Raw genomic sequence first — 21,475 nt, 5'->3', positions numbered from 1 at the left:
CGCACGGAGAAAGAAGAACATGTTCAAGAAGATCCTGATTGCGAACCGCGGCGAAATCGCCTGCCGCGTGATTCAAACGGCCAAGAAGATGGGCATCCTGACGGTGGCCGTCTACTCCGACGCCGACAAGGAAGCCCGCCACGTCGAGCTGGCCGACGAGGCCGTGCACATCGGTGCTGCGCCCAGCCGTGAGAGCTACCTGCAGGCCGACCGCATCATCGCGGCCTGCAAGAAGACCGGCGCCGAGGCCGTACACCCGGGCTACGGCTTCCTGTCGGAGAACGAAGCCTTTGCGCGCAAGGTCGAGGAAGAAGGCATTGCCTTCATCGGCCCGAAGCACTATTCGATCGCGGCCATGGGCGACAAGATCGCCTCGAAGAAGCTGGCGAACGAAGCCCAGGTCAACACCATCCCCGGCTGGAACGACGCCATCGAGACGGCCGAGCGCGCCGTCGAGATCGCCAAGGACATCGGCTACCCGGTGATGATCAAGGCCTCGGCCGGCGGCGGCGGCAAGGGCCTGCGCGTGGCCTTCAACGACAAGGAAGCCTTCGAGGGATTCACTTCTTGCCGCAACGAAGCGCGCAATTCCTTCGGCGACGACCGCGTGTTCATCGAGAAGTTCGTCGAGGAGCCGCGCCACATCGAGATCCAGGTGCTGGGCGATTCGCACGGCAATGTCATCTACCTGAACGAGCGCGAGTGCTCCATTCAGCGCCGCCACCAGAAGGTGATCGAGGAGGCGCCGTCGCCCTTCATCACCGACGCCACGCGCAAGGCGATGGGCGAGCAGGCCGTGGCACTGGCCAAGGCCGTGAAGTACCAGAGCGCGGGCACGGTGGAGTTCGTGGTCGGCAAGGACCAGAGCTTCTACTTCCTGGAGATGAACACGCGCCTGCAAGTGGAGCACCCGGTGACGGAGTGCATCACCGGCCTCGACCTCGTCGAGCTGATGATCCGCGTGGCGGCCGGCGAGAAGCTGCCGCTGGCGCAGGCCGACGTGAAGCGCGACGGCTGGGCCATCGAGTGCCGCATCAATGCCGAAGACCCGTTCCGCAACTTCCTGCCCTCGACGGGCCGCCTGGTGAAGTTCCAGCCGCCGGCCGAGAGCATGTTCGCGAGCGACACCGGCCACCTGCACGGCGTGCGCGTGGACACCGGCGTGTACGACGGCGGCGAGATCCCGATGTACTACGACTCGATGATCGCCAAGCTCATCGTGCACGGCAAGGACCGCAACGAGGCGATCGCCTTGATGCGCGAGGCGCTCAACGGCTTCGTGATCCGCGGCATCAGCAGCAACATCCCGTTCCAGGCCGCGCTGCTGGCGCACCCGAAGTTCGTGGCCGGCGATTTCAACACCGGCTTCATCGCCGAGCACTACGGCAAGGGCTTCCACGCGGAAGACGTGCCGCATGCCGATCCGGCGTTCCTGGTGGCGCTGGCCGCCTTCGTCAACCGCCGCTACCGCGCGCGCGCCTCGGGCATCAGCGGGCAGCTGGCGGGCCACGGCGTGAAGGTGGGCGAGCAGTTCGTGGTGGTCGAGCTGGGCCCCGAGGGCAAGCACGTGCACCACGCGGTGTCGGTGAGCGACTTCCAGGGCAAGACCGGCGCCAGCGCCGTCACCGTGGGCGACAAGCGCTACCAGATCGAGAGCGACTTCGCGCTCGGCGCGGTGCGCGTGCAGGGCACGGCCAACGGCAAGCCCTTCACGGCGCAGGTGGAGCGCGGCGCGGGCAAGAACCCGCTGGCGCTGCGCGTGTCGCACGACGGCACGCAGATCGAGACCATGGTGCTGTCGCCGCTGGGCGCGCGCCTGCTCGAGCTGATGCCCTACAAGGCACCGCCCGACCTGAGCAAGTTCCTGATGTCGCCGATGCCGGGCCTGCTGGTCGAGGTGTCGGTGCAGCCGGGGCAGCAGGTCCAGGCCGGCGAGAAGCTGGCCGTGATCGAGGCCATGAAGATGGAAAACGTGCTGTTCGCCACGCAGGACGGCGTGGTGGGCAAGATCTCGGCGGCCAAGGGCGAATCGCTCGCCGTCGACCAAATCATTCTGGAGTTCAACTGATGGGTGCCAACGACCTGCAACAAGCGGCAATCACGCTGCACCGCCCGGCCAAGGCCGTGGCGACGCCCCAGGGCCCCTGGTCCGTGGAGGCCATCCAGGCGCTGCTCGACAAGCCTTTCATGGAACTGCTGTTCGAGGCGCAGACCGTGCACCGCCGGCATTTCCCCGAGGGCGACATCGAGCTGGCCACGCTGCTGTCGGTGAAGACCGGCGGCTGCCCCGAGAACTGCGGCTATTGCCCGCAGTCGGCCGAGTTCGACACCGGCGTGAAGGCGCAGAAGCTCATGGAGGTCGACGAGGTGGTGCGCGCCGCACAGGCCGCCAAGGATGCCGGCGCCACGCGCTTTTGCATGGGCGCCGCCTGGCGCGCGCCCAAGGACCGCGACGTCGAGAAGGTGGCGGTGCTGGTCGAGGCCGTGAAGGGCCTGGGCCTGCAGACCTGCGCCACGCTGGGCATGCTGGAGCCGCACCACGCGCAGCAGCTCAAGGCCGCGGGCCTCGATTACTACAACCACAACCTGGACACCGCGCCCGAGTACTACACCGACGTGGTCGACACGCGCACCTACCAGGACCGCCTGGACACGCTGGCGGCTGTGCGCAGCGCCGGCATCAGCGTGTGCTGCGGCGGCATCGTGGGCATGGGCGAGCAGCCGGTGCACCGCGCCGGGCTGATCGCGCAGCTCGCCAACATGGACCCGTACCCCGAGTCGGTGCCGATCAACAGCCTGGTGCGCGTGCCCGGCACGCCACTGGCCGACTCGGAGCCGGTCGATCCCTTCGACTTCGTGCGCATGATCGCCGTGGCGCGCATCACGATGCCGACCGCGCGCGTGCGCCTGTCGGCCGGCCGCCAGCAGATGGGCGAGGCGGTGCAGGCCCTGTGTTTCATGGCCGGCGCCAACTCGATCTTCTACGGCGACAAGCTGCTGGTCACCGGCAACCCCGACGTCGACGCCGACGTGCAGCTGCTGCGCAAGCTCGGCCTGCGCTCGCACCGCACGCAGGAGCAGGCGGAAGAAGGCGGCTGCGCATGACCACGCCGCGTCCCTTCAAGGTGCTGGGCATCCAGCAGATCGCCATCGGCGGCCCCGACAAGCTGCGCCTGCAGAAGCTGTGGGTCGACATGCTGGGGCTCGAGGTGACGGGCACCTTCCGCAGCGAGCGCGAGAACGTCGACGAAGACATCTGTTCGATGGGCAGCGGCCCGTTCAAGGTCGAGGTCGACCTGATGCAGCCGCTGGACCCCGAGAAGAAGCCTGCCGTGCACACCACGCCGCTGAACCACGTCGGCCTGTGGATCGACGACCTGCCCAAGGCCGTCGAATGGCTCACGGCGCAGGGCGTGCGCTTTGCGCCGGGCGGCATCCGCAAGGGCGCGGCGGGCTTCGACATCTGCTTCCTGCACCCGAAGGCCAACGACGAGTTCCCGATTTCGGGTGAGGGCGTGCTGGTCGAGATGGTGCAGGCGCCGCCCGAGGTGGTGACGGCCTTCAACGCGCTCGCCGCTACGCGCTGAGCGCCTTGCGCACCGGCGGCTTCACGTCGGCGCGCTGCGGCGGCAGCATCGGCTGGTGCTCGCGCGCCGGGTTCAGGATGATCGAGGTCGCGGTCTCGGTCAGGATGCAGAACTTGGCGAGCACCGCATCGAGGTGCGGCACGTCGATCACCGCGATCTCGAGGATCCAGCTGTCCTCGCCGGTCACGTTGTAGGCATTGACGCACTCGGGCGTCTCCTGCACCAGCTTCACCACGAGGTCGTAGTCGGCGCGCCCGACGCGGATGATCCCGCGGATGCCATAGCCCAGCCGCGTGAGGTTCACGGTGGCGCGGTAGCCGGTGATGACGCCGGCGGCTTCCAGCTTTTTCACGCGCTCGGTCACGGCCGGCTGGCTCAGGTGCACGCGGCGGCCCAGCTCGGCCATGCTCAGGCGGGCGTCGGCCTGCAGTTCGGCCAGGATGCGGGTGTCGTGGGCGTCCAGCGTGGGGGTCAAGGTGAAGTCCATGGAAGTCCTTTAATTCGACGGTGCGGTGCGAGCAGAACCATGAAATTCGCATGGCTGCCGGCGGGTGGCTTTCATACCATGACGGACACCTGATACCAATAAGAGACACCCTCGCCATGTCGACACTCGCACCAACTGCGCAGGCCGCGCCTGCTTCTTCGCGCTCCCGGCTGACGCCGCTGCTGTGGCTGTGCCTGGCCGCCACCTGGGTGGTCTGGGGCTCGACCTACCTGGCGATCAAGTACGCGCTGATCAGCTTTCCGCCGTTCCTGCAGATGGGCTCGCGCTTCCTGGTCGCGGGCGTGCTGCTGGCGGCGTGGATGCGCTGGCGCGGCACGCCCTGGCCCACGCGCCTGCAGTGGCGCAATGCGCTGGTCGTCGGCGCGCTGATGCTCGGCGGCGGCATGGGCGGCACGGCGCTGGCGGAGGTGTCGATCGGCTCGGGGCTGGTGGTGGCGTTCATTGCCGTCATTCCGTTGCTGATTGCGCTCTTGAACCTGATCTGGGGCGTGAAGCCGGCACGGCTCGAAGCGGCGGGCATTGCGCTCGGGCTCGTCGGCGTGCTGATGCTCACGCAGGGCAGCGGCTTCAAGGCCTCGCCCGAGGGGCTGGTGGCGATCTGCGTGGCCTGCATCTGCTGGTCGCTCGGCAGCGTGCTGAGCCAGCGCAAGCTGCCGCTGGCGCCCGGCGCGATGGGCTTCGCGAGCGAGATGCTGTGCGGCGGCGTGGTGCTGATGGTGCTGGCCGCGGTGTCGGGCGAAACGATGAGTTGGCCGCCGCAGCCGGTGGCGCTGGGGGCGTGGGTCTATCTCGTGGTGTTCGGCTCGCTGATCGCGTTCAACGCCTACATGGTGCTGCTCGCGCAGGCGCCGGCCGGGCTGGCGGCGAGCTACACCTTCGTCAATCCGGTGATCGCGATGCTGCTGGGCGTGTGGATCGCCCACGAGACGGTCACGCGCTTCGAGTGGTACGCCGTGGGCGTGGTGCTGGCGGGCGTGCTGCTGTTGCTCTTCAAGCGCCCGCAGAAGGGCTGATCGGGCAGTTCAGGCCGGGCGGCGCCAGAAGGCAAGGGTGGCGGCCAGCAGCCACATGCCGACCGCACAGCTGCGGTTGAGCACCGTGAGGCCGCGGCGCGAGAGCCAGCGCACGGCCTGCGTGCCGGCGCCGGCATAGGCCAGCATCACGCAGGTGTCGAGCACCACGAAGATTGCGCCCAGCACCAGGTACTGCATGCCCTGGGGCTTGGCGGTGTCGACGAACTGGGGCAGGAAGGCGGCGAAGAACAGCACCGTCTTCGGGTTGGACAGCGCCACCATCAGGCTGCGCACGAGCGCGATGCGACCGTGCGGACGGACCTCGATGGCCGACTTGGCCAGCGCGGTGCCCAGGTCGGTCGCCTCGCTGCGCCACAGCTTGATGCCGAGCCACACCAGGTAGGCCACGCCCGCGACGCGGATCGCGTTGAAGAGCCATTCCGAGGCCGCGAGCAGCGAGCCCAGCCCGAGCGCCACGACCGCGATCAGCGAGACGCTGCCCAGCGACGCGCCCGCGATGCCCCAACTGGCGCGGCGCATGCCGCCGTCGATGCCGTTGGACAGCGCCAACAGCATGGTCGGGCCGGGGATCACCGCCAGGGCGAGTGAGGCGACGGCATAGATCAGCAGGGTGTCGAGGGTCATGGTTTGGTGGCGGCCTGGCGTTGTTCCGCGGCAGCGCGGGCGCGCGCCAGGGCGGCTTCGACGATGGAGCGCTTGCGCGTGTCGGCGGCCTGCGGTTCGGCGGCGGCGGCGGGGGGCGGCTCAGCCTCGCGCTTCGCGGTGTCACGATGTTGGGCGTGCAGCTTGTAGCGCTGCAATGCGGCCTCGGCCTGTGCCTGCGACCACGCCTGCCAGCCGCTGCGGCCGGGTGTTTCAGCCTCGAGCGAGATGCAATCGACCGGGCAGACCGGAATGCACAGCTCGCACCCCGTGCAGTGCGCCTCGATCACCGTGTGCATGCGCTTGTGGATGCCGATGATCGCGTCGGTCGGGCAAGCGTCGAGGCACAGCGTGCAGCCGATGCACCAGGCCTCGTCGATGACCGCCATGGCGCGCGGGCCTTCGGTGCCGAACTGCGGATCGAGCGGCAGCGCGGGGCGGCCGGTGAGCAGCGCGAGGCGCTCGATGCCTTCGACGCCGCCCGGCGGGCACTGGTTGATGCCGGCCTCGCCGTCGGCGATGGCCTGCGCGTAGCCCGCGCAATCGGGGTAGCCGCACCGTGTGCACTGCGTTTGAGGCAGTGCGTCGTTGATGCGTGCGGCCAGCCCGTTCACGGTGGGTGATGCGCGCGGCTCAGCGCGCGGCGCTGGCGCGGGGCTTCTTTGCCGCTGCGGCCGGCTTCTTGGCAGCCGGCGCGGCCTTCACGGCGACGGCCTTCTTGGCGGCGACCGGCGTCTTGCGGGCCGCGGCGGTGGCCACGGCCTTCAGCTTCTGGCCCGGCTTGATGCGGTCTTCGGCCGGCAGCTCTTCGCGCGCACCGGCGCGGCGCTGGGGCTCGTCGCTGGCCGCGATGAAGTTGCGCACCTTCGGGTAGACCAGATCGCGCCAGCGGCGGCCGCTGAAGATGCCGTAATGGCCCGCGCCCTTGACCTCGTAGTGCTCGCGCTTGGCGTCGGCGATGCCGGTGCACAGGCTGTGCGCGGCCTGGGTCTGGCCCGAGCCGGAGATGTCGTCGAGCTCGCCTTCGACGGTGAGCAGGGCGGTGGCGTGGATGTCCTGCGGACGCACGCGCTCCACCTGGCCGGCGGGGCTCTTCACGTCCCAGGTGCCGTTGACCAGGTCGAAGTCCTGGAACACGGTGCGGATGGTCTCGAGGTAGTAGTCCGCGTCCATGTCGAGCACGGCGTTGTACTCGTCGTAGAACTTGCGATGGGCTTCGGCGCTGGCGTCGTCACCCTTGATCAGGTCCTTGAAGTAGTCGTAGTGGCTGCTGGCGTGGCGGTCGGGGTTCATGGCCACGAAGCCCGTGTGCTGCAGGAAGCCCGGGTAGACCTTGCGGCCCGCGCCCGGGAAGCCTTGCGGCACGCGGTAGATCACGTTGTTCTCGAACCACTCGAAGCTCTTGTTGGTCGCGAGGTTGTTCACGGCCGTGGGCGATTTGCGCGCGTCGATCGGGCCGCCCATCATGGTCATCGTGAGGGGCAGCGGCTCGCCGCGGCTGGCCATGAGCGACACGGCTGCCAGCACCGGCACGGTGGGCTGGCACACGCTCACCACGTGGCAGTTGCCGTACTCGGCCTGCAGGCGGCGGATGAATTCCTGCACGTAGTTGATGTAGTCGTCCAGGTGGAACTCGCCGTCCGACAGCGGCACCAGGCGCGCGTTCTTCCAGTCGGTGATGTAGACCTTGTGGTCCTGCAGCATGGTGCGCACGGTGTCGCGCAAGAGCGTGGCGTAGTGGCCCGACAGCGGCGCCACGATCAGCACCACGGGCTGGCTCTTGAGCGTCTTGAGGATGTGCGGTTCGTCGGTGAAGCGCTTGAAGCGGCGCAGTTCGCAGAAGGGCTTGTCGAGCTCGACGGCCTCCTGGATCACGACCTCTTCGCCGTCGACCTTGACGGACTTGATGTTGAACTCGGGCTTCTCGTAGTCCTTGCCCAGCCGGTACAGCAGGTCATAGCCGGCGGCCATGCGCTGTGCCATCGGCAGTTGGCTCCAGACGGCGCCGGGACCGTAGAGTTTGGAGGCGGCCTGGGCGAAGTCCGAGAAGGGCTCCATCAGGGAACGCTGGGCTTCGTAGAGTTGATAGAGCATCGCGGGTCTTTGAGTGGATGTTGCAGTGCAATATATCAGTGCATTTGCCGCGGCGCAGGGGGCCGAACCCTAGCCCGCAGCGGGCTGGATTCGGCTTCTGTGGCCGAATGTGAACGAATCGTCAAAAAGTCGATTCACTCACACCCGGTTGTCACCTAGATGACCTTCGCAATCGACGCGCAGACGTAGTCGATGTTCTTGCTGTTGAGCGCGGCGACGCACATGCGGCCGGTGTCGGTGCCGTACACGCCGAACTCGTTGCGCAGGCGCACCATCTGGTCCTTGGTCAGGCCCGAGTAGCTGAACATGCCGATCTGGGTGGTGATGAAGCTCATGTCTTCCTTCACGCCGGCGGCCTTCAGGCCGTCGACCAGCTTCTGGCGCATGGCCTTGATGCGCACGCGCATCTCGCCCAGTTCCTTTTCCCACAGGGCGCGCAACTCGGGGGTGCCGAGCACCGCGGCCACCACGGCGCCGCCGTGGATCGGCGGGTTGCTGTAGTTGGTGCGGATGGCGATCTTGAGTTGCGACAGCACGCGGCCGGCTTCTTCCTTGTTCTCGCACAGCACCGACAGGGCGCCGACGCGCTCGCCGTACAGGCTGAAGCTCTTGGAGAACGAGGTCGACACGAAGAAGGTCAGGCCGGCGTCGACGAACTTGGCGACGGCCGCGCCGTCTTCCTTCAGGCCGTAGCCGAAGCCCTGGTAGGCCATGTCGAGGAAGGGCACGAGGCCCTTGGCCCTGACGGCGGCGACCACCTGGTCCCACTGCGCGGGCGTGATGTCGTAGCCGGTCGGGTTGTGGCAGCAGGCGTGCAGCACGACGATGGTGCCGGCCGGTGCCGCGTTCAGGGCGGCCAGCATGCCGTCGAAGTTGATGCCGCGCTGGGCGGCGTCGTAGTAGGGGTAGCTTTCGACCGTGAAGCCGGCGTTGGTGAACAGCGCGCGGTGGTTTTCCCAGCTCGGGTCGCTGATCAGCACGGTGGCGTTGGGGTTGAGCTTCTTGAGGAAGTCGGCGCCGACCTTCAGGCCGCCGGTGCCGCCGATGGCCTGGATGGTGGCCACGCGGCCCGAGGTGACGGGCTCGCTCTCGGGGCCGAAGACCAGGCCCTTGACGGCGTTGTCGTAGGCCACGATGCCGTCGATCGGCAGGTAGCCGCGGGCCGAGGGGGCCTTCATCATGTTCTGCTCTGCGGCCTGCACGCACTGCAGCAGGGGCAGCTTGCCGTTGTCGTCGTAATACACGCCGACGCCGAGATTGACCTTGTTGGGGTTGGTGTCGGCTGCAAATTGCTCGTTGAGGCCGAGGATCGGGTCGCGCGGCGCCATTTCGACCGCGGTGAACATAGACATGGAAAGGTCCTTTGGGATGAAAGCTTCGCTGGCAACCGGAGGAGGCTTTATCCTTTCCGGTTGCCTTGAATTTTACCGGCGCCACGCCACCTGTCGGGAACAGCCATGCCAGAGAACACCGAAGCCATAGCAGACCTGAAGAAAGTCGACCCGATCGGGCCGGCGAAACAGGGCGAATTCATCCGCTATCCCGACTCGCCGTTCGAGCTGTTCCAGCCTTATCCGCCGGCAGGCGACCAGCCCACGGCCATCGACGGCCTGGTGGCCGGGGTGCTCGACGGCGAGGTGTACCAGACGCTGTTGGGCGTTACGGGCTCGGGCAAGACTTTCACCATGGCCAACGTGATCGCCCGGCTGGGCCGTCCGGCCATCGTGTTCGCACCCAACAAGACGCTGGCGGCGCAGCTCTACAGCGAGTTCCGCGAGTTCTTCCCGAAGAACGCCGTCGAGTACTTCGTGAGCTACTACGACTACTACCAGCCCGAGGCCTACGTGCCGCAGCGCGACCTGTTCATCGAGAAAGACTCCTCGATCAACGAGCACATCGAGCAGATGCGCCTGTCGGCCACCAAGAGCGTGCTGGAGCGGCGCGACACGGTCATCGTGGCCACGGTGAGCGCCATCTACGGCATCGGCACGCCCGAGGACTACATGGAGATGCGGCTGATCGCCCGCGTGGGCGACAAGGTCGGCCAGCGCGACCTGATCTCGCGGCTCATCCGCATGCAGTACACGCGCAACGAGCAGGACTTCGCGCGCGGCACGTTCCGGGTGCGCGGCGACACCATCGACGTGTTCCCGGCCGAGCACAGCGAGCTGGCGATCCGTTTCGAGCTGTTCGACGACGAGATCGAGTCGCTGCAGCTGTTCGACCCGCTCACCGGACGCATCCGACAGAAGGTGCCGCGCTTCACTGTGTACCCGTCGAGCCACTACGTGACGCCGCGCGACAAGGTGCTGGCGGCGGTCGAAACCATCAAGATCGAGCTGGCCGGCCGGCTCAAGGAACTGACCGGCTCGGGCAAGCTGGTCGAGGCGCAGCGGCTGGAGCAGCGCACGCGCTTCGACCTCGAAATGCTGGCCGAGATCGGCCACTGCAAGGGCATCGAGAACTACACGCGGCACCTTTCGGGCGCGGAGCCTGGCGACCCGCCGGCGACGCTCACCGACTACATGCCGAAGGACTCGTTGATGTTCCTCGACGAGAGCCACCAGATGATGGGCCAGCTCAGCGCCATGTACAACGGCGACCGGGCGCGCAAGGTCACGCTGGTCGAGTACGGCTTTCGCCTGCCGAGCGCACTGGACAACCGGCCGCTCAAGCTCGAGGAGTTCGAAAAGCGGGTGCGCCAGTGCATCTTCGTGTCGGCCACGCCGGCGCAGTACGAGAAGGACCACGCCGGCAACGTCGTCGAGCAGCTGGTGCGGCCGACCGGACTGATCGACCCCGAGGTCGAGGTGCGTCCCGCCACGCACCAGGTGGACGACGTGCTGGGCGAGATCCGCATCCGCGTCGAGAAGAACGAACGCGTGCTGATCACCACGCTGACCAAGCGCATGGCCGAGCAGCTCACCGACTACCTGAGCGACAACGGCGTGAAGGTGCGCTACCTGCACAGCGACGTCGACACGGTCGAGCGGGTGGAAATTTTGCGCGACCTGCGCCTGGGTTCGTTCGATGTGCTGGTGGGCATCAACCTGCTGCGCGAAGGGCTGGACATTCCCGAGGTGTCGCTGGTGGCGATCCTCGATGCCGACAAGGAAGGCTTTCTGCGCGCCGAGCGCTCGCTGATCCAGACCATCGGCCGTGCGGCGCGCAACCTGAACGGCAAGGCCATTCTTTATGCCGACCGGATGACCGAGTCGATGAAGAAGGCCATCGGTGAAACTGAGCGCCGCCGCACCCGGCAGATTGCCCACAACGAGGCGAACGGCATCACGCCGCGCAGCATCGTGAAGCAGGTGCGCGACCTGATCGACGGCGTCTACAGCGAGAAGACCGGCAAGGAAATGGCCAAGCTCGACCTGGAACGCGCCAAGGTCGAGGACATGAGCGAGAAAGACATCGCCCGGGAAATCAAGCGGCTCGAGAAGCAGATGCTGGAGCACGCCCGCAACCTCGAGTTCGAGAAGGCGGCCCGGGTGCGCGACCAGCTGGCGCTGCTGCGCGAGCAGGCATTCGGGGCGTCGGGTGGCGACAACATCCCCGGTTTGGCGTCCTGATTTTGGCTAGGCCATAAGTTCGCTTTCTTCAAGCGAGCCGCGCTGGGGTTTACCCGAGCAGATCTCAGGGGCTTCTGCTATACTTGACCGAAATACTCAACAACAAAGAACTTCGCGATGAAGGACCGACTCCTACCGGCTGGTTCACCAGCGTCGGGGTCGGGCAGGGCGGAGACGAAGTCACCGCGGCCCAAGGCTGTGGTGTCATTTCAACGGTAAGCACTTGAAGGAGCTTGCGATGCGTCTCACTACCAAAGGCCGTTTTGCGGTCACAGCAATGATCGATCTGGCGTTGCGTCAGAACACCGGTCCGGTCACGCTGGCTGCGATCAGCCAGCGGCAGCAGATTTCGTTGTCGTACCTCGAACAGCTGTTCGGCAAACTGCGCCGCCACGAGCTGGTCGAGTCGACCCGCGGCCCAGGCGGCGGCTACAGCCTCGGACGCAAGGCGGCGGACATCACGGTCGCCGACATCATCGTGTCCGTCGACGAGCCGATCGATGCCACCCAGTGCGGCGGCAAGGAAAACTGCCTCGGTGAGCAGGGTCGCTGCATGACCCACGAACTCTGGGCCTCGCTGAACCAGCGCATGGTCGAGTTCCTCGACTCCGTCACGCTGCAGAAGCTGGTCGACGACCAGATCGCCAAGGGCGTGCAGATCGAGAACAAGCCGGTCGTCAAGCGCGCCATCTCGGCCCAGCCGGTGGTCAAGCCCATCCGCGTGAACGCACCGAATTCGGTCTTCGCCCTCGGCAACGTCTTCGCGAAGTCCTGACCCCCGATGAGTCCGGCGATGCCTGCGGGCATCGCCCTGAGTTTGCCCTGATCCCAGAACACAACCCCCCACGCCAGCCCGAGCCAGCCATGGACGTCACTCCTCATTTCCCGATCTATCTCGATTACGGCGCCACCACGCCGGTCGACCCGCGTGTGGTCGACGCCATGATTCCCTGGTTGCGCGAACATTTCGGCAACCCGGCATCGCGCAGCCACGCCTGGGGCTGGGAAGCCGAAGAAGCGGTCGAAAAGGCGCGCGGCCAGGTGGCCGACCTGATCAACGCCGACCCGCGTGAGATCGTCTGGTCGTCGGGCGCCACCGAGTCGATCAACCTGGCGCTCAAGGGCGCGGCCCACTTCTACAAGGGCAAGGGCAAGCACCTGATCACCCTGAAGACCGAGCACAAGGCCGTGCTCGACACCATGCGCGAACTCGAGCGCCAGGGCTTCGAAGTGACCTACCTCGACGTCGAGGAAAACGGCCTCGTCGATCTCGAGAAGTTCAAGGCGGCCATCCGCCCCGACACCATCCTGGCCAGCGTGCTGTTCGTGAACAACGAAATCGGCGTGATCCAGGACGTGGTCGCGCTGGGCAATGCCTGCCGCGAAAAGGGCGTGATCTTCCACGTCGACTCGGCCCAGGCCACCGGCAAGATCGACATCGACATCACGAAGCTGCCCATCGACCTGATGAGCCTGGCCTCGCACAAGACCTACGGCCCCAAGGGCATCGGCGCGCTGTACGTGCGCCGCAAGCCGCGCATCCGCCTCGAAGCGCAGATGCACGGTGGTGGCCATGAGCGCGGCATGCGCTCGGGCACGCTGCCCACGCACCAGATCGTCGGCATGGGCGAGGCCTACCGCATCGCCAAGCTCGAGATGAAGGACGACATCGCCCATGCGGCGCGTCTGCAGAAGCGCCTGCTCGACGGCCTGAAGGATGTCGAACAGGTCTTCATCAACGGCGACCTCGAGCGCCGCGTGCCGCACAACCTGAACATGAGCTTCAACTACGTCGAAGGCGAGTCGCTGATCATGGGCATCAAGGGCCTGGCGGTGTCGTCGGGTTCGGCCTGCACCTCGGCCAGCCTGGAGCCCAGCTATGTGCTGCGCGCCCTGGGCCGCAGCGACGAGCTGGCCCACAGCAGCCTGCGCATGACCATCGGCCGTTTCACGACCGAAGAAGAAATCGACTACGCCATCTCGACCATCAAGCACAACGTCGCCAAGCTGCGCGAGCTGAGCCCCCTGTGGGAGATGTTCCAGGACGGCGTCGACATCAGCACGATCCAGTGGTCGGCCCACTGACCCAGGCCAGCCCAAGGCTCCACGATTGAACAAAGTTTGAGAGGTACACCATGGCATATTCTTCCAAGGTCATCGACCACTACGAAAATCCCCGCAACGTCGGCTCCTTCGAAAAGGGCGACGACTCGGTGGGCACCGGCATGGTCGGCGCACCGGCTTGCGGCGACGTGATGAAGCTGCAGATCAAGGTCAACCCCGAAACCGGCGTGATCGAAGACGCGCGCTTCAAGACCTACGGCTGCGGCTCGGCCATCGCCTCGTCGTCGCTCGTGACCGAATGGGTCAAGGGCAAGACGCTCGACGAAGCGGCGGCCCTCAAGAACGCGCAAATTGCCGAAGAACTGGCACTGCCGCCGGTCAAGATCCACTGCTCGATCCTCGCGGAAGACGCCATCAAGGCGGCCGTGAGCGACTACAAGGCCAAGCACGGCGCCAAGACCCCCGAGTCGACCGCCGAAGCTGCTGTTCACTGAGATGGCCGTCACGCTGACCGAAGCCGCTGCGCGCCACGTTACCCGCTACCTCGGCAAACGGGGCAAGGGCGTGGGCGTGCGGCTGGGCGTGAAGACCACCGGCTGCTCAGGCCTGGCCTACAAGCTCGAGTACGTCGACGAGTTCACGCCTGAAGACGTGGTGTTCGAAGACCACGGCGTGAAGGTGCTGGTCGACCCGAAGAGCCTGGCCTACATCGACGGCACGCAGCTCGACTTCGTGCGCGAAGGCCTGAACGAGGGCTTCAAGTTCATCAACCCGAACGAACGCGACCGCTGCGGCTGCGGCGAAAGTTTTCGCATCTGATGCGTCGTCGCTGACCGCGACCACAGCCGCCACCATGTCATGTGCTGGCGGTTTTTTCTTGCCATGAATCTGAACGACACCGACTTCCAACTGTTCGCCGTCCCGGCGACCTTCGCGCAGGACCGCGCCGTGCTCGACGCGCGCTGGAAGGAACTGCAGCGCGAGGCGCACCCGGACCGCTTCGCCGCGCAGGGCGCCGCGGCGCAGCGCGTGGCCATGCAGTGGTCGGTGCGCATCAACGAGGCCTATCAGCGGCTCAAGGACCCGATCCGTCGCGCGAGCTACATCTGCGAACTCAACGGCGCGCCGCTGAATGCGGAGAACAACACGGCGATGCCCGGCGCCTTTCTCATGCAGCAGATGGAATGGCGCGAAGCGCTCGACGACGCCCGCGACATCGCCGCCGTCGAGGTGCTGCAGGAGGATGTCGAAACCACGCGCGCCCGCGCACTCTCGTCGCTCGACTGGCTGATCGACGAGAAAGGCGACTACCCCGGCGCCGTGCAGCAGGTGAGAGCCCTCATGTTCATTGAGCGCTTCAGCCAGGACGTCGAAACAAAACTCGATCAGTTGGGACAATAAGCCCTTATGGCTCTTCTTCAGATTTCCGAACCCGGCCAGGCGCCTGACCCGCACCAGCGCCGCATCGCCGTGGGCATCGACCTGGGCACCACGCATTCGCTGGTGGCCTCGGTGCGCAACGGCGTGGCCGAATGCCTGCCCGACGATCAGGGCCGCGTGCTGCTGCCCTCGGCCGTGCGCTACCTCGACGGCGACCGCCGCCAGATCGGCTTCGACGCCGTGGCCGCGCGCGCGCAGGACCCCGCCAACACCATCACCTCGGTCAAGCGGCTCATGGGCCGCGGCCTGGCCGACATCGCGAACCGCGATGCCATGTCGTACCGCATCGGCGGTGACGACGGCGGCATGGTCAAGGTGCAGACCTCGGCCGGCGAGAAGTCGCCCGTCGAGATCAGCGCCGAGATCCTGGCCACGCTGCGCTACCGCGCCGAAGACACCTTCGACGACGAGCTCTACGGCGCCGTCATCACCGTGCCGGCCTACTTCGACGAAGGCCAGCGCCAGGCAACCAAGGACGCGGCGCAGCTCGCGGGCCTGAACGTGCTGCGCCTCATCAGCGAGCCGACGGCGGCCGCCATTGCCTACGGCCTGGACAATGCCAGCGAAGGCGTCTACGCGGTCTACGACCTGGGCGGCGGCACCTTCGACATCTCGATCCTGCGGCTCACGCAGGGCGTGTTCGAAGTGATCGCCACGGGTGGTGATTCGGCCCTGGGCGGCGACGACTACGACCACGCCATTGCCGACTTCGTGCTCGCGCAGACCGGCCGCGAGGCCGGCAGCGACAACGACCGCGCCGCGCTGCTCGTGGCCGCACGCGCCGCCAAGGAAGCATTGACCGATGCCGACTCGACCCTCTTCAGCGCCGCGCTGGCGGGCGGCCATGCCGAGTTCACGCTGACGCGCGCGCAGTTCTTTGCCGCCACGCAGGCGCTCACCGACTGCACCCTCGCGGCCGTGCGCAAGGCGCTGCGCGACGCGAAGCTCAAGCCCGAGGAATTGCAGGGCATCGTGCTCGTCGGCGGCTCCACGCGCATGCCGCAGATCCGCAGCGCGGTGGCCGCCTATTTCGGCCGCGAGCCGCTGATCAACCTGAACCCCGACGAGGTCGTGGCGCTCGGCGCCGCGATCCAGGCCAACCAGCTGGCCGGCAACAACGGCGCGGGCGAACTGCTGCTGCTCGACGTGATCCCGCTGTCCCTCGGCATCGAGACCATGGGCGGCCTGGTCGAGCGCATCGTGCCGCGCAACCAGACCATCCCCACCGCGATGGCGCAGGACTTCACGACCTACCAGGACGGCCAGACGGCGCTGGCGCTGCACGTGGTGCAGGGCGAGCGCGACCTCGTGTCCGACTGCCGCAGCCTCGCGCGCTTCACGCTGCGCGGCATCCCGCCGATGGCGGCCGGCGCGGCGCGCATCCGCGTGACCTTCACCGTCGACGCCGACGGCCTGCTGAGCGTGAGCGCCAAGGAGCAGGGCAGCGGCGTCGAGGCCAGCGTGGCGGTCAAGCCCTCGTACGGCCTGTCGGACGACCAGATCGCGACCATGCTGCAGGAAAGCTTCTCCACCGCCCAGCAGGACATGCAGGCCCGTGCGCTGGTGGAATCGCGCGTCGATGCTGACCGCATGCTGCTGGCCACGCAGAGCGCGCTCGATGCCGACGGTGACCTGCTGAGCGCCGAAGAACGCGCCGCCATCGACGCCTCGATGGCGCGGCTGCGCGAAACCGCCAAGAGCAGCAACGAAGCCGCCGCGATCGAAGCCGCCACGAAGGCGTTGGCCAACGACACCGAAGCCTTCGCCGCCCAGCGCATGAACGCGGGCATTGCACGCGCGCTCGCGGGCCGCAAGGTCGAATCCCTGTAGACAGAACCATTTCATGCCCACGATCAAGATCTACCCGCATCCCGAGTACTGCCCGCAAGGCGCCGAGATCACCGCGCCGGCCGGCACCTCGATCTGCGAGGCCCTGCTCGACCACGACATCAACATCGAGCATGCCTGCGAGATGAGCTGCGCCTGCACCACCTGCCACGTGATCGTGCGCGCGGGCTTCGACTCGCTGAACGAAGCGGAAGAGGGCGAAGAAGATTTGCTCGACCGCGCCTGGGGCCTGGAGCCGCAATCGCGCCTGAGTTGCCAGTCGATCCTGGCGCAGGAGAATGTGACGATCGAGATTCCGAAGTACTCGATCAACCACGCCAAGGAAAACCACTGATGTCGCGCCAGATCGTTCTCGATACCGAAACCACCGGGCTCTCTGCGGAGAACGGCGACCGCATCATCGAGCTGGGCTGCGTGGAGCTGTTCGCGCGCAAGCTCACGGGCAACGACCTGCACATCTACTTCAACCCGGAGCGCGAGAGCCACGAGGACGCGCTCAAGGTCCACGGCCTGACCACCGACTTCCTGCGCGACAAGCCGAAGTTCGCCACGCTGGGCAAGGACATCATCGAGTACCTGCGCGACGCCGAGCTCATCATCCACAACGCGGCCTTCGACGTCGGCTTCCTCAACAAGGAATTCGAGCGCGCCGGCCTGCCGCCGCTCAAGACCTTCGTGAGCGAAGTGACCGACACGCTGGCCATGGCCAAGCTGGTCTATCCGGGCAAGCGCAATTCGCTCGACGCGCTGTGCGACCGCTTCGGTGTCGACCGCTCGAACCGCACCTTCCACGGCGCCAAGCTCGACGCGCAGCTGCTGGCCGACGTCTACATCAACCTCACGCGCGGGCAGGATGCACTGCTGATCGACGTGGCCTCGAACGAACCCGCGCAGGGCACGACGGTCGTGGCCATCGACCTGAGCCAGTTCGAGCTGCCGGTGATCGCGGCGGCCGAGCATGAACTCAGCGCGCACGAGGCCGTGTTGTCGCAACTCGACAAATCCAGCGGCGGAAAAACTTTATTTCGCCAAAACGGCTGAAAAGCTATGGCATAATCTGAGGCTTCGCACAACGCGATACGTGTTCAAGACACTGAACTCAAAAGCAGTGTCTCAGGGCGGTTAGCTCAGGGGTAGAGCACAGCATTCACACTGCTGGGGTCGGAGGTTCGAAGCCTCCACCGCCCACCATTTCAGACCTACGACAGACGGCACCATCAGGTGCCGTTTTCGTTTCAGGCGGCACCTTCGGGTGCCGTTTTTGTTGGTCCCGCGCAAATCCCGATGCCATTCAGGACGGGTCTGCCGCGCTCAGAAGGAGCGGCCTTCGCGGTTGCGCCGCAGGTCGGCCTCCACCATCATCGCGCACAGCTCCTCCAGCGTCGTCCGGGGCTCCCAGCCCAGCGTCTTCCTGGCATGCGACGCATCGCCGATGAGCAGTTCCACCTCCGCCGGGCGATAGAACTTCGGATCGATCCTCACGAGGACCTTGCCGGTCTCGCGGTCGATGGCGACCTCTTCCTGCGCCGACCCTTCGAACCGGAGCTCGTAGCCCGCGGCCCTGAACGCCATGTCGACGAAATCCCGCACGGTTTCCGTGCGGTTGGTGGCGAGCACGTAGTTGTCCGGTTTGTCGGCCTGCAGCATGCGCCACATGCCATCGACGTATTCCTTCGCATAGCCCCAGTCGCGCTTGGCGTCCATGTTGCCCAGCGTGAGCACATCGAGCTTGCCGAGCCTGATTTTGGCCGCCGCGTCGGTGACCTTGCGCGTCACGAATTCGCGGCCGCGCAACGGGCTCTCGTGGTTGAAGAGGATGCCGCAGCAAGCGAAGAGCCCGTAGCTCTCGCGGTAGTTCATCGTCATCCAGTGGGCGAAGAGCTTGGAGACGCCGTACGGGCTGCGGGGATAGAAGGGCGTGTCTTCCTTCTGCGGAATGGCCTGGACGTTGCCGAACATCTCCGACGTCGAGGCCTGGTAGTACCTGATGCCGCGGTCCGTCAGGCGGATCGCGTCGAGCAGGTGGAGGGTGCCCAGTCCGTTGATGTTCGTGGTGGCTTCGGGCTGGTTGAAACTCGCGCCCACGTAGCTCTGCGCCGCCAGGTTGTAGACCTCGTCGGGCTGCGCATCGCGAATGAGCGTGATCGAACTGCCCAGGTCCGTCAGGTCGTACTCCACCAGATGAAGCTCCGGATGGCCCTGGATGCCGAGCGACTCGATGCGCCAGAAGTTCACCGAACTGGTTCGGCGGAAGGTTCCGTAGACGGTGTAGCCCTTGCCCAGCAGCAGCTCGGCCAGGTACGCCCCGTCCTGTCCGGTAATGCCAGTGACGACAGCACGTTTTTTCATGGCTTCAATGAGGTGAGAGGAAGGGAAGGGGCGGGTCAGGCCGGCGCATCGACGCCGCGTTCAGCCGCGGGCTGCAGGGCCGCTTGCAACGCGAGTGCCTCGCGCTTCTCGGCCGCGGGGCAGCGGCCGTAGGTGTCGTCGAAGCGCACGATGTCGTCTTCGCCGAGGTAGCTGCCGGTCTGCACCTCGATCACTTCCAGCATCGTCTTACCGGGGTTCTCCAGCCGGTGGATGGTGCCCGAGGGCAGGTAGATCGACTCGTTCTCCCGTACCAGCAGCACTTCGCCGCCACGCGTGGCCTTGGCCGTGCCCTTGACGACGATCCAGTGCTCGGCGCGGTGGTGGTGCATCTGCAGCGACAGCTTGCCGCCGGGCTTGACGGTCAGGTGCTTCACCTGGAAGCGCTCGCCGGTGTCGATGCTGTCGTAGGCGCCCCAGGGCCGCACCACGCGGCGATGCTCGGTGGCTTCGACCGTCCCCTCGCGCGCCAGCATGCGCACCACCTCGGCCACCTGTTCGGCGCAGTCCGCGCCCGCGACCAGCACCGCGTCCGGCGTGTCCACGATGATCAGGTCCTCGGTGCCGAGCGCTACCACGGGCCGGTGCGGCGCATGCACGAAGGTGTTGCGCGAGTTCAGCACGCTGCCCGCGCCGCTCACGCGGTTGCCCGCCTCGTCGGCCGGGTGCAGCTGGGCCACCGCGTTCCAGCTGCCCACGTCGCTCCAGGCGCCCTCGAAGCGCACCACCGCGACGTCGGCGTGCTTTTCGAGCACCGCGTAATCGATGCTGTCGCTGCGGCAGCCTTCGAAGGCCTCGCGGTCCAGCCGCACGAAGCTGCCGTCGACCGACACCGCGGCGGTCGCGCGTTCGCAGGTGGCGAGGATGTCGGGCGCATGCGTGCGCAGTGCCGCGACCAGCGTGCGCGCCTGGACCAGGAAGATGCCCGCGTTCCAGCAGTAGTTGCCTTGCAGGATCAGCGCGGCGGCCACCGCCGCCGTCGGCTTCTCGACGAAGCGCGCCACCGCGTGGCTGGGGCCATGGCCTGTGGCCCCGGCCGCCTCGATGTACCCGTAGGCCGTGCTCGGAAAGCTGGGCGCGATGCCGAAGGTGACGATCTTGCCCGCCAGGGCTGCGTCGACGCCGCTGCGCATCGTGGCTTCGAACAGCGCCACGTCGGGAATGTGGTGATCCGCGGGCGCAAAGAGCAGCAGGTCGTCGGGCTCGGCCAGCAGCGCTGCCGCGGCCATCGCGGCGGCCGTGTTGCGGGGCACGGGCTCGAGGATCTGGCGGCCCTGCGCGTGCGCGTTCTCGATCGCCTCGCGCACCAGGAAGCGATGCTCCTCCGACGCGACGCAGGTGATCGTCCGGTTCAGCGTGGCGAGCCGTTCGAGCGTGAGGTGCAGCAGGCTCTTGTTGCCCACGATCGGTGCGAACTGCTTGGGAAAGGCCTTGCGCGACAGCGGCCACAACCGCGTGCCGCTGCCGCCGCACAGGACCACGGGATGAATGGTGGGGGTGTTCATGGTGACCAGCCTTTGTGTGTGCAGTGGGTGATGAACCGGATCGCTTCGAGGGCGTGCCGCTCAGATCAGGCCCGTGTGAACAGCGAGGTTCACCGCCTGGGCGCGCGAATGCACATGCAGCTTCTTGTAGATGCTCTTGATGTGCACGTTGACCGTCTGGCCCGTGATGCCGAGCTTGGCGCCGATCTCCGCCGAGACGTAGCCCGACGCCACGTGGCGAAGGACCTGGCTCTCGCGCGGTGTCAGCGTCGTGTCGCGCGGCGGCGACGTGTCGTCGGTGGGCTGCGGCTCGCGGGGCTGGTGGTTCAGGCGGTGCAGCAGGCGCCGCGCGAGCCGCGGCGTGATGACGGCGCCGCCGTTCACCACGTGCAGCACGGCATCGGCAAAGCTCTGCAGCCAGGCGTTCTTCAGCAGATAGCCCGTGGCGCCCAGCTCGAAGGCGCGCAGCACGTGGGCATCGTCCTCGAGCGCGGAGATCACGATGATCTCGCCGTTGCCATGGTGACGGCGCGCCTCGGCGATCAGCTCGAAGCCCATGCCGTCGCTGAGGCGCAGGTCGACCATCAGCACGTCGAACGCATGCGTGGCCAAGAGCTTGCGCCCCTCGCGGATGCTGTCGGCCTGGCCTTCGAGCTGGATGCGCAGGTCCGACAGCAACTCCTGCGCGATCACCCGGCGCATGTACTCGTCGTCGTCGATGAGCAGCACGCGCACCGGCGATTTTTCCTGGCCTGTCATGAAGTCCGGCCACAGCCTCGCGGCGGGCGCGCACACGGGGGCGGACGGGCCCGGGCGGCGCGGCGCCATCACG

General features: G+C 66.8%; 21 protein-coding genes and 1 tRNA gene. 14 read left to right on the top strand and 8 right to left on the bottom strand.

Annotation, left to right across the window (positions count from 1 at the left end):
- Positions 1 to 19: 19 nt before the first annotated feature.
- The 3 genes from accC to AC07SQ_RS04135 are packed head-to-tail and all read left to right on the top strand — an operon-like array spanning position 20 to position 3,587.
- Positions 20 to 2,068, top strand: a complete 2,049-nt coding sequence (accC, locus tag AC07SQ_RS04145) for an acetyl-CoA carboxylase biotin carboxylase subunit (RefSeq protein WP_095745698.1) — start codon at positions 20 to 22, stop codon at positions 2,066 to 2,068.
- Positions 2,068 to 3,105 carry a biotin synthase BioB gene (bioB, locus tag AC07SQ_RS04140; RefSeq protein ID WP_062473215.1) on the top strand — a complete coding sequence of 346 codons (1,038 nt, stop codon included), beginning with the start codon at positions 2,068 to 2,070 and terminating at the stop codon, positions 3,103 to 3,105. The genes accC and bioB overlap by 1 nt, the downstream gene beginning before the upstream one ends.
- Complete coding sequence (locus AC07SQ_RS04135; RefSeq protein WP_056580047.1) at positions 3,102 to 3,587, top strand: VOC family protein; 486 nt, start codon at positions 3,102 to 3,104, stop codon at positions 3,585 to 3,587. The genes bioB and AC07SQ_RS04135 overlap by 4 nt, the downstream gene beginning before the upstream one ends.
- Here AC07SQ_RS04135 and AC07SQ_RS04130 read toward each other — a convergent pair.
- A complete protein-coding gene (locus tag AC07SQ_RS04130; protein WP_062473217.1) occupies positions 3,577 to 4,074 on the bottom strand; it encodes an Lrp/AsnC family transcriptional regulator in 498 nt (165 codons plus the stop codon). The two genes, AC07SQ_RS04135 and AC07SQ_RS04130, sit on opposite strands and share 11 nt — an antisense overlap.
- 116 nt (positions 4,075 to 4,190) lie before the next feature.
- Between AC07SQ_RS04130 and yedA the strand changes: the two genes are divergently transcribed.
- Positions 4,191 to 5,108, top strand: coding sequence for a drug/metabolite exporter YedA (gene yedA / locus AC07SQ_RS04125; RefSeq protein ID WP_495270666.1), 918 nt, complete (start codon positions 4,191 to 4,193; stop codon positions 5,106 to 5,108).
- Between the two features lie 9 nt (positions 5,109 to 5,117).
- Here yedA and AC07SQ_RS04120 read toward each other — a convergent pair whose 3' ends face one another.
- From AC07SQ_RS04120 to AC07SQ_RS04105, 4 genes are all read right to left on the bottom strand, one after another.
- Positions 5,118 to 5,753: a LysE family translocator gene (locus AC07SQ_RS04120; protein ID WP_495270667.1), complete on the bottom strand. Its 636-nt coding sequence runs from the start codon at positions 5,751 to 5,753 to the stop codon at positions 5,118 to 5,120.
- Positions 5,750 to 6,385, bottom strand: coding sequence for an RnfABCDGE type electron transport complex subunit B (locus tag AC07SQ_RS04115; protein WP_495270668.1), 636 nt, complete (start codon positions 6,383 to 6,385; stop codon positions 5,750 to 5,752). The genes AC07SQ_RS04120 and AC07SQ_RS04115 overlap by 4 nt, the downstream gene beginning before the upstream one ends.
- Before the next feature lie 19 nt (positions 6,386 to 6,404).
- Complete coding sequence (locus AC07SQ_RS04110) at positions 6,405 to 7,865, bottom strand: polyhydroxyalkanoate depolymerase (protein WP_492727417.1); 1,461 nt, start codon at positions 7,863 to 7,865, stop codon at positions 6,405 to 6,407.
- Between the two features lie 155 nt (positions 7,866 to 8,020).
- The gene (locus AC07SQ_RS04105; protein WP_495270669.1) at positions 8,021 to 9,217 is read right to left on the bottom strand and encodes an amino acid aminotransferase; all 1,197 of its coding nucleotides are present in this window, start codon (positions 9,215 to 9,217) and stop codon (positions 8,021 to 8,023) included.
- A 105-nt stretch (positions 9,218 to 9,322) separates the two neighbouring features.
- Between AC07SQ_RS04105 and uvrB the strand changes: the two genes are divergently transcribed.
- From uvrB to AC07SQ_RS04055, 10 genes are all read left to right on the top strand, one after another.
- Positions 9,323 to 11,440: an excinuclease ABC subunit UvrB gene (uvrB, locus tag AC07SQ_RS04100; protein ID WP_307693153.1), complete on the top strand. Its 2,118-nt coding sequence runs from the start codon at positions 9,323 to 9,325 to the stop codon at positions 11,438 to 11,440.
- A 238-nt stretch (positions 11,441 to 11,678) separates the two neighbouring features.
- Positions 11,679 to 12,215, top strand: coding sequence for a Fe-S cluster assembly transcriptional regulator IscR (gene iscR / locus AC07SQ_RS04095; RefSeq protein ID WP_056580055.1), 537 nt, complete (start codon positions 11,679 to 11,681; stop codon positions 12,213 to 12,215).
- An 89-nt stretch (positions 12,216 to 12,304) separates the two neighbouring features.
- Positions 12,305 to 13,525: an IscS subfamily cysteine desulfurase gene (locus AC07SQ_RS04090; protein ID WP_062473230.1), complete on the top strand. Its 1,221-nt coding sequence runs from the start codon at positions 12,305 to 12,307 to the stop codon at positions 13,523 to 13,525.
- A gap of 50 nt (positions 13,526 to 13,575) precedes the next feature.
- Entirely contained in the window at positions 13,576 to 13,998 is a 423-nt protein-coding gene (gene iscU, locus AC07SQ_RS04085) for a Fe-S cluster assembly scaffold IscU (RefSeq protein ID WP_062473231.1), read from the top strand.
- Between the two features lies 1 nt (position 13,999).
- Entirely contained in the window at positions 14,000 to 14,323 is a 324-nt protein-coding gene (gene iscA, locus AC07SQ_RS04080; RefSeq protein ID WP_007828190.1) for an iron-sulfur cluster assembly protein IscA, read from the top strand.
- A 63-nt stretch (positions 14,324 to 14,386) separates the two neighbouring features.
- Entirely contained in the window at positions 14,387 to 14,905 is a 519-nt protein-coding gene (gene hscB, locus AC07SQ_RS04075; RefSeq protein ID WP_095947180.1) for a Fe-S protein assembly co-chaperone HscB, read from the top strand.
- Positions 14,906 to 14,911: 6 nt separating this feature from the next.
- Positions 14,912 to 16,774, top strand: a complete 1,863-nt coding sequence (gene hscA / locus AC07SQ_RS04070) for a Fe-S protein assembly chaperone HscA (protein WP_495270670.1) — start codon at positions 14,912 to 14,914, stop codon at positions 16,772 to 16,774.
- Positions 16,775 to 16,787: 13 nt separating this feature from the next.
- Positions 16,788 to 17,126: an ISC system 2Fe-2S type ferredoxin gene (gene fdx / locus AC07SQ_RS04065; protein WP_070061051.1), complete on the top strand. Its 339-nt coding sequence runs from the start codon at positions 16,788 to 16,790 to the stop codon at positions 17,124 to 17,126.
- Entirely contained in the window at positions 17,126 to 17,833 is a 708-nt protein-coding gene (gene dnaQ / locus AC07SQ_RS04060; RefSeq protein WP_070061050.1) for a DNA polymerase III subunit epsilon, read from the top strand. The genes fdx and dnaQ overlap by 1 nt, the downstream gene beginning before the upstream one ends.
- A gap of 75 nt (positions 17,834 to 17,908) precedes the next feature.
- Positions 17,909 to 17,983: transfer RNA gene (locus AC07SQ_RS04055), tRNA-Val, on the top strand.
- 120 nt (positions 17,984 to 18,103) lie between these two features.
- Here the strand turns inward: AC07SQ_RS04055 and gmd are convergent.
- Genes gmd through AC07SQ_RS04040 form a run of 3 tightly spaced genes read right to left on the bottom strand, consistent with a single transcriptional unit; the run spans position 18,104 to position 21,471 of the window.
- Positions 18,104 to 19,141: a GDP-mannose 4,6-dehydratase gene (gene gmd, locus AC07SQ_RS04050; protein ID WP_495270671.1), complete on the bottom strand. Its 1,038-nt coding sequence runs from the start codon at positions 19,139 to 19,141 to the stop codon at positions 18,104 to 18,106.
- A 35-nt stretch (positions 19,142 to 19,176) separates the two neighbouring features.
- Positions 19,177 to 20,664: a mannose-1-phosphate guanylyltransferase/mannose-6-phosphate isomerase gene (locus AC07SQ_RS04045; RefSeq protein WP_495270672.1), complete on the bottom strand. Its 1,488-nt coding sequence runs from the start codon at positions 20,662 to 20,664 to the stop codon at positions 19,177 to 19,179.
- 60 nt (positions 20,665 to 20,724) lie between these two features.
- Positions 20,725 to 21,471 (bottom strand): LuxR C-terminal-related transcriptional regulator, encoded by a 747-nt coding sequence (locus AC07SQ_RS04040; RefSeq protein ID WP_495270838.1) that lies wholly within the window; start codon positions 21,469 to 21,471, stop codon positions 20,725 to 20,727.
- Positions 21,472 to 21,475 lie beyond the last annotated feature (4 nt).

Source organism: Variovorax sp. GW821-FHT06D12 (assembly GCF_059419205.1).
Note: the sequence above shows the minus strand (reverse complement) of the source record. Positions and strands in the feature narration are given on the sequence as shown.